Genomic DNA, 11,922 nt, shown 5'->3' on the forward strand with positions numbered 1-11,922 from the left:
ATTTTCAATTCAAGGCTGGGGTCGGCCTCAGCGCCCCGACCTTGGCGCCGATCCGACTTTCGATCGGTGCGTTTGCCAGTTCGATGAGCTTTGCCGACAGGGCCTCGTCCGCACGCAGCAGCTTGGCGAGGACGGCGGCGACCATGGCTTCGCTGGCGCGGTGGGCGCCATCATCGCATTTCAGCGCGATACCGAGGCCAAGCTCCGGAATTGCTGCACAGTGGACACCTTCGGCGCCGCCTTTCGCAAAAATCCGGCCCGGTGCTGCTTCCATCAGGGCGACGTCTTCGCGGCCGGTGCCGGCGACATAGAAGGGCTCCGCCATGCAGGCGGCCAGCAGCCGCTTGGCCGCCTTGGCCCGCTCAGGGCCGAAACCATTTGTCGTGGCCATGCGGGCAAAGCCGAGTGCGAAACTCTTGAGCGGCACCGCATAGGTCGGGATCGAGCAGCCATCGGTCGCCCGCTCATCGGCGCCATGGACAGCGCCGGTGACCGCCTGCATGGCGTCGCGCACCATCTCTTGCAGTGCGTGCCCCGCCTTGACGTAGCCACGGTGCGCAATGCCGGAGTGCACGCAGGTACAGAGGAAACCGGAATGTTTGCCGGAGCAATTGTTGTGCAACGCATTGGGCAAATCGCCAGTGCGGGCGAGTGCGATCTCGGCGTCGTGGTTTGAAGGCCAATGAGCGCCGCATTCAAGCGCCGACTTGTCCAACCCGGCCTTGGCCAGCATGGACCGTGCCAGTTCGACATGCGCCGGCTCGCCCGAATGCGAGGCACAGGCCAGCGCCAGCTCGCGATTGCCGAACCCATAGGCATCGGCAGCACCCGTTTCGACCAGCGGCAGGGCCTGGATGGCCTTGACCGCCGAGCGCGGAAACACCGGCTTCGAGGTGTCGCCGATCTCCAGGACCGGCTTGCCATCGGCATCGAAGACCGCGACGGCACCGCGATGCGCGCTCTCGACGATCGCGCCGCGCAGAACCTCGATCAGAACCGGATTTGCCATGCCACCTCCAACGAATGCTGGGGCGGTTTACCTGATCCGGTCGAGAATGGAAACGTAGTTGGCGACCGCAGCCCCACCCATGTTGAAGATGCCGCCAAGCTTCGCGCCCGGCACCTGGATGCCGCCGGCTTCGCCGACAAGCTGCATGGCGGTCAGGACATGCATGGACACACCGGTGGCGCCGATCGGATGGCCCTTGGCCTTGAGCCCGCCGGACGGATTGACCGGCAAGCGGCCGTCCTTGGCCGTCGTGCCGTCCAGCGCCAATTTGGCGCCCTCGCCCGGCCTGGCCAGCCCCATCGCCTCGTATTCGATCAGTTCGGCTATGGTGAAGCAGTCATGCGTCTCGACGAAGGAGAGATCGTCGAGGGTCACGCCGGCGTTCTTCAGCGCCCGGGTCCAGGCCTGCTCACAGCCTTCGAAGGAGAGAATATCGCGCTTCGACATTGGCAGGAAATCCTGCACATGCTCATTGGCGCGGAAAGCCACCGCACGGCGCATCTTCAGCGCGGTCGCCGTGTCGGCAAGGATCAGAGCGGCAGCCCCGTCCGAGACCAGCGAGCAGTCCGTGCGCTTGAGAGGACCGGCGACGAAGGGGTTCTTCTCGCTCTCCTGACGGCAGAATTCATAGCCGAAATCCTTGCGCATCTGCGCATAGGGATTGTCGACGCCGTTCTTGTGGTTTTTGGCGGCGATCATGGCGAGCGCATCCGACTGGTCGCCATAGCGCTGGAAATAGGCCTGCGCGATCTTGCCGAAGACGCCGGCGAAGCCTGCGGGTGTCTCGCCATCCTCCGGCAGATAGGACGCCTTCAGCAGGTTCTTGCCGATCTCAGGCCCCGGCGTCGTCGTCATCTGCTCGGCGCCGACCACCAGCACGATACGGGCCGCGTTGGCATCGATGGCGCGGATGCCTTGCCGGACCGCCGCCGATCCCGTGGCGCAAGCGTTCTCGACGCGCGTCGCCGGCTTGAAGCGCAGCCGGTCGTCGGCTTGAAGCACAAGGCTCGCGGTAAAATCCTGTGCCGAAAAGCCGGCGTTGAAATGGCCAAGCACGATCTCATCGACCTCGTCCGGGCCGATGCCGGCATGGTCGAGCGCGTCCGTCGCGACCTTGACGATCAGGTTTTCGAGCGTCTCGCCTTCGAGTTTGCCGAAGCGCGAATGCGCCCAGCCGACGATGCATGCGGTCATGGCGGTCTCCATCCTTGGCGCCAGCCTAGCATACCGGGCTCATGGCGCACTTCGCCGTTATTGTTCAAATATAAACATTCTTGCCCGAGCCGTGAAGGGCCGGAAGCCGACAATCGCTTGGTACAGGTCGTGGTCGTGTCGATTTTTTGTTGATTGACCCGTCAATAAAAAATAATCTCCGTGCAAAAATCGGGAACAGCATGCCGAAAGTCGGAATGGAGCCACTGCGCCGCAAGGCGCTTATCGACGCGACGATTTCAGCGATCGGCGAGCGCGGCTCGCTTGACGTGACCATGTCCGAGATCGCCGGCCGCGCCGGTGTGTCCTCCGCACTTGCCCATCATTATTTCGGCGCCAAGGACGAGCTGCTGCTGGCGACGATGCGCCACATCTTGGCCGAGCTGACCGCGGACACACTGCGCGCCCTTGGTTCCGCAACCACTCCTCGTCAGCGCGTCTCCGCCGTTGTGGCCGTCAATTTCTCCGATCTGCAGTTCCAGCCGGAAACCATCGCCGCCTGGCTTGCCTTCTATGTCGAGGCGCAGAAATCATCGGCTTTGCGCCGGCTGCTCAGGGTCTATGCAAGGCGGCTGCACTCGAACCTGATGAGCGGGCTGACCGGCATCCTGCCCAGGGCCGAGGCCGACCGTGCTGCCGAAGCGACAGCGGCGATGATCGACGGGCTCTACATCAGGCGGGCGCTGAAGGATGGCGTGCCCGATGCCGCGACCGCGATCGCGCTGGTCGAGGACTATCTCGAAACCAAACTCGGCGAGCGGCCCAAACAGTGACAGCGAAGCGACCCAATTTCCTGATCGTCATGGTCGATCAGCTCAACGGGACGTTTTTTCCCGATGGGCCGGCCGCGTTTCTGCACGCGCCGCATCTGAAAGCGCTCGCCGCGCGTTCGGCCCGATTCAAGAACAACTACACCGCCTCGCCGCTCTGCGCGCCGGGGCGCGCCTCATTCATGAGCGGACAGCTGCCGTCGCGCACCGAGGTCTATGACAATGCCGCCGAATTCGCCTCGTCGATCCCGACCTTTGCCCATCATCTGCGCGCCGACGGCTATCACACCGTGCTGTCGGGCAAGATGCATTTTGTCGGGCCGGATCAGTTGCATGGCTTCGAGGAGCGGCTGACCACCGACATCTACCCGGCCGATTTTGGCTGGACGCCGGACTATCGCAAGCCCGGCGAGCGCATCGACTGGTGGTATCACAATCTGGGCTCGGTGACCGGCGCCGGCGTCGCCGAGATCTCAAACCAGATGGAGTATGACGACGAGGTCGCCTTCCACGCGGTGCAGAAACTCTATGACTTCGCCCGCGTCTCCGACGATGCCGCGCACCGGCCCTGGTGCCTGACCGTCTCCTTCACCCATCCGCACGACCCCTATGTGGCGCGGCGGCAGTACTGGGATCTCTACGAAGATTGCCCAGCCCTTGAGCCGGAGATTGGCTTCATCCCTTACGACAAACAGGACCCGCATTCGCAGCGGCTCTACAAGGCTTCCGACTACGACAGTTTCGACATCACCGCAGAACAAATCCGCCGCTCGCGGCGCGGCTATTTCGCCAACATCTCCTATCTCGACGACAAGGTCGGCGAGCTGCTGTCGGTGCTTGAGCGCACGCGGATGCTCGACGACACGATCATCCTGTTCTGCTCGGACCACGGCGATATGCTCGGCGAGCGCGGCCTCTGGTTCAAGATGTGCTTCTTCGAGGGTTCGGCGCGGGTGCCACTGATGATCGCCGGCAAGGGCGTGCCTGCCGGCCTGATCGAGGCGCCGGTCTCCAATCTCGACGTGACGCCGACGCTGTGCGACCTCGCCGGCATCGACATGAGCGCGATCGCGCCATGGACCGACGGCCAGTCGCTAACGCTGCTGCTCGAAGGCAAGCAGCGCATGGCGCCGGCGCTGATGGAATATGCCGCCGAGGGCTCCAACGCACCATTGGTGGCGATCCGCGACGGCCGCTACAAGTTCGTCCATTGCGAGATCGATCCGCCGCAACTCTATGACATCGAAGCCGACCCGCATGAGTTGAGCAATCTTGCCGCCGATCCGGCGCATGCCGATCTGGTGGCGGCTTTCCTGGAAAAGGTCCGCGCACGCTGGGACATGGCGGCTTTCGATGCCGCCGTGCGGGCCAGCCAGGCGCGGCGCTGGGTGGTCTATCCGGCGCTGCGCAACGGCACGCACTACCCCTGGGAGTTCCAGCCGCTGCAGAAGGCCTCGGAACGCTACATGCGCAACCATATGGATCTCAACGTGCTCGAAGAGCAGAAACGGTTTCCGCGAGGCGAATGATGACAGATCTTCTCGTCCCCTCGCTGGCCCATCTCAAACAGGCCTATGCCGTCACCTCCAAGGCGACGCAGATCACGCCGCTGCTGGAATCGGCCGCACTCGCCAGGGAGACCGGTGCTGCCCGCGTCTTCATCAAGCCGGAATCGCTGCAATGGGCGGGATCGTTCAAGATACGCGGCGCATATTGGCGGCTGAAGCGGCTTTCGGCCGACGAAGCGAGGAAGGGTGTCGTCGCCTATTCTTCCGGCAATTTCGCGCAAGGACTGGCTGCTGCCGGCCAGGCGCTCGGCATTCCGGTCACCATCGTCATGCCGATCGATGCGCCGGCGGCCAAGCGCGACGCGACCGCGGGCTACGGCGCGCGCGTCGTGCTGACCGACCATGGCGAGCGCGCCCGTGAAGAGGTCGCCGCCGCCAAGGCGCGCGAGATCGCCGAGACCGAAGGCCTGGCCTTGCTGCATCCCTTCGACGATCCGGAGATCGTCGCCGGCCAGGCGGGAGCCGGCCTCGAAGCGCTCGACCAGCTGGGGGCTAAGGACGCCAGCGCCGACCTGTTGTTCTGCTCAGTCGGCGGCGGCGGGCTGATCGGCGGCGTTTCGCTTGCCTTCCATTATCTGTCGCCGGCGACAGAGATCATCGGCGTCGAGCCGGAAGGTTTCAATGGCATGGGCTCGTCATTGGCGCATGGCAGTATCGAGACGATGCCGATCGGGCCGAAGTCGATCTGCGACGGGCTGATGTCGCGACGGCCAGGCGATGCGCCATTCGCGGCGGTCAAGACCGCGGGCGTTCGCGGCATCACTGTCGACGACGCTTCGGTGCGGCGTGCCATGCGAATCGCCTTCGAGCGCATGAAGCTGGTGCTCGAGCCGTCGGGCGCGGCGTCGCTGGCGGCGTTGCTCGGCGGGAAAGTGGATGTGGCGGGAAAGACCGTCCTTGTGGTGGCAACCGGCGGCAATGTCTCGCTTGCCGATTTTATGGCGCATATGAACCATGCTTGAAGCGGATTTCGTCATCATCGGCTCCGGCTCGGCCGGCTCGGCCATGGCCTATCGCCTATCGGAAGACGGCAAGCATTCGGTCATCGTCATCGAATTCGGCGGCAGCGATATCGGACCGCTGATCCAGATGCCGTCGGCACTGTCGATCCCGCTCAATATGAGCCTTTACGACTGGGGCTTTGCCAGCGAGCCGGAGCCGCATCTCGGCGGCCGCGTGCTGGCGACGCCGCGCGGCAAGGTCATCGGCGGCTCGTCCTCGATCAACGGCATGGTCTATGTGCGCGGCCATGCCCGCGATTTCGATCACTGGGCCGAAGAAGGTGCAACGGGTTGGGGCTTTGCCGACGTGCTCCCCTATTTCAAGCGCATGGAAGACAATGACGGCGGCGAGGATGGCTGGCGCGGCCACGGCGGCCCGCTGCATGTGCAGCGCGGCTCGCGTAAAAATCCGCTCTACGGCGCCTTCGTCGAGGCGGGCCGCCAGGCCGGCTTCGAACTGACCGACGACTACAACGGCTCCAAGCAGGAAGGCTTTGGGCCGATGGAGCAGACCATTCGTGGCGGCCGCCGCTGGTCGGCGGCATCAGCCTATCTGAAGCCGGCTCTGAAACGCAGAAATGTTAGCCTGGTCAAGGGTTTCGCCCGCCGGGTGATCATCGAGAATCAACGCGCCGTCGGCGTCGAGATCGAAGCTCACAAACAGATTCAGGTGGTTAAGGCGCGACGTGAGGTGATCGTCGCCGCCTCCTCGATCAATTCGCCCAAGATCCTGATGCTGTCGGGTATCGGCCCGGCCGACCATCTGCGGGAAAACGGCATCGCCGTGGTGGCCGACCGGCCCGGCGTCGGCCGCAATCTGCAGGACCACATGGAGCTTTATATCCAGCAGGAATCGACCAAGCCTATCACGCTGAATTCAGTGCTGAACCCGTTCTCCAAGGCACTCATCGGGGCGCAGTGGCTGTTCTTCAAATCGGGCCTCGGCGCCACCAACCATTTCGAGGCGGCGGCCTTCGTGCGCTCGCGCGCCGGTGTCGACTACCCCGATATCCAGTACCATTTCATCCCGGCGGCGGTGCGCTATGACGGCAAGGCGGCGGCGAAGTCGCATGGCTTCCAGGCGCATGTCGGACCGATGCGGTCGAAGTCGCGCGGCTCGGTGACGCTGCGTTCGCCGGACCCGAAAGCGAAACCGGTGATCCGCTTCAACTACATGTCGCATCCGGACGACTGGACGGAGTTCCGTCACTGCATCCGGCTGACTCGCGAGATCTTTGGGCAATCGGCGTTCGATGCCTATCGCGGTCAGGAAATCTCGCCGGGCAGCCATGTGCAATCGGACGACGATCTCGATGTCTTCATCCGCGACCATGCCGAGAGCGCCTACCACCCCTGCGGCACCTGCAAGATGGGCCGGGCCGACGATGTGACGAGCGTCGTCGATCCGGAATGCCGGGTGATCGGCGTCGACGGGCTGCGGGTCGCCGATTCCTCGATCTTCCCGCGCGTTACCAACGGCAATCTCAACGCGCCGTCGATCATGACGGGCGAGAAGGCGTCCGACCACATTCTTGGCCGCACGCCGCTGGCGCCGTCCAACCAGGAACCCTGGATCAATCCGCGCTGGCAGACCTCGGACAGATAGCGCATGATCCACACGACAAATCGAGCTGCCCGATAGATTGAGCCGCCCATTTGGGCGTCGGACCACTTGGAGACTCCCATGCGCGCCCAGCCCACGGCATCGCACTATGTCAACGGACGCTACATAGAGGACGAAGGCGGTGCGCCGCTGCCGGTGATCTATCCGGCAACCGGCGAGGTCATCGCCACCCTGCGCTCGGCGACGCCGAACGTGCTGGAACTCGCCATCGAGGCCGCACGCGCCGCGCAGCCGGCCTGGGCGCGGCTGAAACCTGTCGAGCGCGGCCGCATCCTGCGCCGCGCCGCCGACATCCTGCGCGCCCGCAATGCCGACCTCGCCCGCATCGAGACGCTCGACACCGGCAAGGCGATCCAGGAGACGTTGGTGGCCGACGCGCCTTCCGCCGCGGACTGCCTCGAATATTTCGGCGGTGCGGTCGCCGCCTATAATGGCGAGGCCGTCGACCTCGGCGGCCCTTTTGCCTACACGCGGCGTGAGGCGCTCGGCGTCTGTGTCGGCATCGGCGCCTGGAACTACCCGATCCAGATCGCCGGCTGGAAATCGGCACCGGCGCTCGCCATGGGCAATGCCATGGTGTTCAAGCCGTCGGAAAACACGCCGCTTTCAGCGCTGGCGCTGGCCGAGATCTACAGCGAGGCCGGCCTGCCCGACGGGTTGTTCAACGTCGTGCAGGGCTATGGCGATGTTGGCGCGGGCCTCGTTGACCACGACGTCGTGGCAAAAGTTTCGGTGACCGGCTCTGTGCCGACCGGCCGCAAGGTGCTGTCGCTTGCCGGCTCGAAGATGAAGCACGCGACGATGGAGCTCGGCGGCAAGTCGCCGCTGATCGTCTTCGACGATGCCGACATCGAGAACGCCATCGGCGGCGCCATGCTCGGCAATTTCTACTCCACCGGCCAGATCTGCTCCAACGGCACACGGGTCTTCGTGCAGAGCGGCATTCACGACCGCTTCGTCGACCGCCTGATCGAGCGGACGAAAAAAATCCGCATCGGCGATCCGCTCGACCCCGAGACGCAGATGGGGCCGCTGGTGTCGAAGGCGCAGCATGAGAAGGTGGTCGGCTATATCGAGATCGGCAAGCAGGATGGTGCCACACTGGCCTGTGGCGGCAACGTGCCTTCGCTGCAGGGTTTTGCCGGCGGCTTCTTCGTCGAGCCGACGGTCTTCACCGGTGTCACCGACACGATGCGCATCGCCCGCGAGGAGATTTTCGGGCCGGTCATGAGCGTGCTGAAATTCGATGGCGAGGACGAGGTGATCGACCGCGCCAACGACACTGAATTCGGCCTCGCCGCCGGTGTCTTCACCCGCGACCTGCCGCGCGCCCACCGCGTCATCGCCGAGCTGCAGGCCGGCACCTGCTGGATCAATGCCTACAATCTGACGCCGGTGGAAATCCCCTTCGGCGGCTTCAAGCAGTCCGGCATCGGGCGCGAGAATTCGCTGGCGGCACTGGCGCTCTATTCGCAGCTGAAGTCGGTCTATGTCGAGACCGGGGACGTGGCGAGCCCGTATTGAGCCGAGGTCAAGCCGCCTCCCCCGCCGTTCCGTCCAGATACTGGGTCAACGCACAGACCAGGTGATAAAAGATGCTGGCCGGCACGTCGGTCGCCAGCGAGCGGCCACGCTCGTCGATGCGGTCGATCCACAGGCCGAGCGGCGCCGGATCGATGTGCCAGCGGAACAGCCGGCCGACGCGTTCCTCGATCTCCGGCTTGAGATCGGGTCCGCCCGAACCATCCAGCGCGATCGCCGCCTTGACCGCTTCGGCCTGTGGCCAGCTGCGCGAGATCAGGTCCAGCGGCAGCCCCTGCCGGGAGACGGCGCCATAGGCAAGGCCGGTGGCGCGGTTGAGGCCATTGGCGATGGCCGAGGCATAGAGTTTCCTGGCAAAGCCGCTCAACTCGGCCTGGCCGCTGCGTCCGGCGAAATCGACCAGCAGCGAGGCCCATTCGAAGTGATGGCCGGGCTCGGTCCAGGCGCCCTTGTCGCCGGCTGACGGCTTCCATTCGTCGTCGAAATATTCGCCCAGGGTCCAGCTTTCCCGGTCGAAGAAATGGCTGCGGAAGAGATCGATGATGCGTGCCGCGCGGCGCAGATGGGCGCGCTCGCCGGTTGCCTGATGCCAGGCCAGGAAGGCTTCGAGCAGATGCATATGCGGGTTGGAGCGCCGCTCGCCCTCGCCGTCCGACGTTTCGAGGAAGCCGGTCATGCGATGATCCTCGAGATGGGCATCGAGGAACGCGAAGGTTTCCTCGCCGAGCCGCAAGGCATCGGGATTGCCAGACATATGCGCATGCGCAAGCGCGAGCAGCACGCAGGAATGATCGTAGGCATCCTCGGTGGCGTCGGCGACGGAGCCGTCGACATGCAGCGTGCGCACCCAGCCGCCTTTGTCGGTGCGGCCATTCCTGACCATGAACTCGATACCGTGGCTGATCAGCCGGTCGGCCGGGCCGTCCCAGCCGCGCGCGCTGGCGACCGCGAAGGCATAGACCTGCCTGGCCATCGTGCGCATGCGCTTGTGTTTCATCAGCGGCGCGCGATCAAAGCCGAGCGCTTCATGGAAACCGCCATGGCGTTCGTCGACGCCCGATGTCGACCACAGCGGCAAGGTCTCCTGAAATAACCAGTGGTGCACACGCCGCCGCCAGGCGCCGCTTTCGATGACCCGGTCATGTGCCGGCGTGAACCTGGTTTCCAGCCGGCCGGATTTTTCGAGTTGCTCGACGATCTTCTTGACGTGCTGGCTGTGGCTGACCGGTGCGACGAAAGTGGCATCGGCGGTCGAAACGATGGCAACGTCCTTCATGCCGATCGCCGACAGCAGGCGGCCATCGCTGCGGATGTAGGAGTTCTCACAATCAATGGCGACGACATCGCCGATGACGACATTGCCGTGGTCGTCGGCTGGGCCGACGTCGAGCAGCGATTGCCAGGAGCCGAGATCGTTCCAGCGGAAGTCGGCCGGCACCATGGCAATGCCTTGCGCCCGTTCCATGATGGCATAGTCGATCGAGATCGAGGGGATGGCCTCATAGAGCTCCAGCGGCATATAGAGGCCGGAAAGGTCCGATGTCGCCGCCTTGTAGGCGGCTTCGGTGGTCCGCCAGATATCGGGCTCGAAAGCGGCGAACGCGTCACGCATGGCGGCGGCGCGAAACAGGAAAATGCCGGTGTTCCAGTAGAAGCTTTCCGCTCTGAGATAGGTCTGCGCCGTCGCAAGGTCCGGTTTCTCGACGAAGCGCGTGACGTCGAAGATGCCGCCCTGCGCGCGCGCCACCTCGATATAGCCATAGCCGGTTTCGGGCTGCGTCGGCTTGATGCCGAACACCACGAGCCGGCCGGCATGCGCCGCCTCGGCGCCTGCCTCGACGCTCTGCCAGAATTGCCCTGGGGTTGATATTTCGTGGTCCGACGGCACGACCAGCACCAGGCTGTCGCCGAATTCAGACAAGGTGCGCAGCGTTGCCAGTGCGATCGCGGCGGCGGTGTTGCGCCCCGTGGGTTCGAACAATGGCCCCCCGCCGGCGAGATCGAGGCCGGCCAGGTCGGCATGGACACGATCGGCATGGCGCTCGGAGGCGATCAGGAAGATCGGCGTTTCGCCGGCCGGCCTTGCGGTCAGCCGGCGCAAGGTCTTGGCCAGCATGGAGCCGTCACCGGAAAAATCGTGAAACTGCTTGGGATTGTCCTCGCGTGACAGCGGCCAGAGCCGCGAACCGACGCCGCCGCTCATGACAAAACTGACGATGCGCTGGCTCATTCGGGTCTCGCTTGGAAGTTGGCCTGACGTAGCAGACATGCCTTAAGCCGCGTTTGCCCGATTGGACATCCGCTCGACAGCCAGATCGATGAAGGTCTTAACCAGGGGTGAAAGGTGCCGGCTGCTGGGATAGAGAACATGCAGGCCGCCGACCGGCGTCGTGTAGCCGTCGAGAACGCGCCGCAGCCGTCCCTCGTTGATCAGCCCCTCGGCCATCAGCTGGGGCAATTGGGCGATGCCGAATCCCGCGATTGCGGCCGCCACCACCGCCTGCATCTCATTGGCGGCGAAGCGTCCGGCGACAACGGCGGTTTCCTGGCCTTGTGGTCCGTCCAGCACCCAGTGAGCGCCTGAAGCCGACGGGCCAGCGATGACGCATCGATGGCGGGCGAGATCGGCCGGGCTTTCCGGCATGCCATGCCGTGCCAGATAGTCGGGGCTGGCACAGAGCAACCTGTGCGTGGAACCGATCTTGCGGGCAATCAGCGTCGAATCCTCAAGTCTCCCGGTGCGGAAGGCAAGGTCGATGCCGTCCTCGACCAGGTTGAGCTTGTCGTCGGTGAGGCGGAGTTCGACATTGGTCTTCGGGTACAGCGCCAGAAACTCGACCACGGCGCGAATGAGGAAGTGGCCGCCAAAACCGACCGGCGCCGAAATGCGGATCGTCCCCGAAGGCTCCGCCCTCGCCTCGGCGAGGCGCAGATTCGCCTCCTCGATCGTCCGCAGGCCCTGGCTGCTTTGCTCATAGTAGAGGCGCCCGGCATCCGTCAGGTTGAGGCTGCGCGTGGTGCGCTGCAGCAGGCGCACACCGACCTCACGTTCGAGCGCGGCGACACGGCGGCTGACGGTCGTCTTTGGCATGGCGAGCAGGCGCGCGGCAGCGGTGAAGCTACCGGCTTCGACGACGCGGGCAAACACGATGACATCGTTGAGGTCAATCATTGTGCTCAAGATTGGGACAAAGTT

General features: G+C 64.5%; 9 protein-coding genes. 5 read left to right on the top strand and 4 right to left on the bottom strand.

The features are described from left to right. Positions 1–4: 4 nt before the first annotated feature. Complete coding sequence (locus tag JN279_RS28370) at positions 5–1,009, bottom strand: asparaginase (RefSeq protein WP_096456168.1); 1,005 nt, start codon at positions 1,007–1,009, stop codon at positions 5–7. 27 nt (positions 1,010–1,036) lie between these two features. Then, positions 1,037–2,203 carry an acetyl-CoA acetyltransferase gene (locus tag JN279_RS28375; RefSeq protein WP_096456166.1) on the bottom strand — a complete coding sequence of 389 codons (1,167 nt, stop codon included), beginning with the start codon at positions 2,201–2,203 and terminating at the stop codon, positions 1,037–1,039. 200 nt (positions 2,204–2,403) lie between these two features. Here JN279_RS28375 and betI point away from each other — a divergent pair, with 200 nt between their 5' ends. The 5 genes from betI (at position 2,404) to betB (ending at position 8,708) form a co-directional block, all read left to right on the top strand. Beyond that, positions 2,404–2,994: a choline-binding transcriptional repressor BetI gene (betI, locus tag JN279_RS28380; RefSeq protein ID WP_202350812.1), complete on the top strand. Its 591-nt coding sequence runs from the start codon at positions 2,404–2,406 to the stop codon at positions 2,992–2,994. Beyond that, the gene (gene betC, locus JN279_RS28385) at positions 2,991–4,520 is read left to right on the top strand and encodes a choline-sulfatase (protein WP_202350813.1); all 1,530 of its coding nucleotides are present in this window, start codon (positions 2,991–2,993) and stop codon (positions 4,518–4,520) included. The genes betI and betC overlap by 4 nt, the downstream gene beginning before the upstream one ends. Then, a complete protein-coding gene (locus JN279_RS28390; RefSeq protein ID WP_446720367.1) occupies positions 4,520–5,521 on the top strand; it encodes a threonine/serine dehydratase in 1,002 nt (333 codons plus the stop codon). Before betC ends, JN279_RS28390 begins: the two co-directional genes overlap by 1 nt. Next, positions 5,514–7,166, top strand: coding sequence for a choline dehydrogenase (betA, locus tag JN279_RS28395; RefSeq protein ID WP_202350815.1), 1,653 nt, complete (start codon positions 5,514–5,516; stop codon positions 7,164–7,166). The genes JN279_RS28390 and betA overlap by 8 nt, the downstream gene beginning before the upstream one ends. Positions 7,167–7,244: 78 nt before the next feature. Then, positions 7,245–8,708, top strand: a complete 1,464-nt coding sequence (gene betB, locus JN279_RS28400; protein ID WP_202350816.1) for a betaine-aldehyde dehydrogenase — start codon at positions 7,245–7,247, stop codon at positions 8,706–8,708. 7 nt (positions 8,709–8,715) lie between these two features. Here betB and JN279_RS28405 read toward each other — a convergent pair whose 3' ends face one another. Further along, positions 8,716–10,956, bottom strand: coding sequence for an AGE family epimerase/isomerase (locus JN279_RS28405; RefSeq protein ID WP_202350817.1), 2,241 nt, complete (start codon positions 10,954–10,956; stop codon positions 8,716–8,718). 42 nt (positions 10,957–10,998) lie between these two features. Beyond that, the gene (locus JN279_RS28410; protein ID WP_202353811.1) at positions 10,999–11,898 is read right to left on the bottom strand and encodes a LysR family transcriptional regulator; all 900 of its coding nucleotides are present in this window, start codon (positions 11,896–11,898) and stop codon (positions 10,999–11,001) included. Positions 11,899–11,922 lie beyond the last annotated feature (24 nt).

This window comes from Mesorhizobium sp. 113-1-2 (genome assembly GCF_016756475.1).
GTDB lineage: Bacteria > Pseudomonadota > Alphaproteobacteria > Rhizobiales > Rhizobiaceae > Mesorhizobium > Mesorhizobium loti_C.

Excerpts from the sequence above, each read along its gene's own strand:
- betB (WP_202350816.1), top strand. The coding sequence starts at position 7,245 with ATGCGCGCCCAGCCCACGGCATCGCACTATGTCAACGGACGCTACATA.
- JN279_RS28410 (WP_202353811.1), bottom strand. The coding sequence starts at position 11,898 with ATGATTGACCTCAACGATGTCATCGTGTTTGCCCGCGTCGTCGAAGCC.
- JN279_RS28405 (WP_202350817.1), bottom strand. The coding sequence starts at position 10,956 with ATGAGCCAGCGCATCGTCAGTTTTGTCATGAGCGGCGGCGTCGGTTCG.
- betI (WP_202350812.1), top strand. The coding sequence starts at position 2,404 with ATGCCGAAAGTCGGAATGGAGCCACTGCGCCGCAAGGCGCTTATCGAC.
- JN279_RS28370 (WP_096456168.1), bottom strand. The coding sequence starts at position 1,009 with ATGGCAAATCCGGTTCTGATCGAGGTTCTGCGCGGCGCGATCGTCGAG.
- betA (WP_202350815.1), top strand. The coding sequence starts at position 5,514 with ATGCTTGAAGCGGATTTCGTCATCATCGGCTCCGGCTCGGCCGGCTCG.
- JN279_RS28390 (WP_446720367.1), top strand. The coding sequence starts at position 4,520 with ATGACAGATCTTCTCGTCCCCTCGCTGGCCCATCTCAAACAGGCCTAT.
- JN279_RS28375 (WP_096456166.1), bottom strand. The coding sequence starts at position 2,203 with ATGACCGCATGCATCGTCGGCTGGGCGCATTCGCGCTTCGGCAAACTC.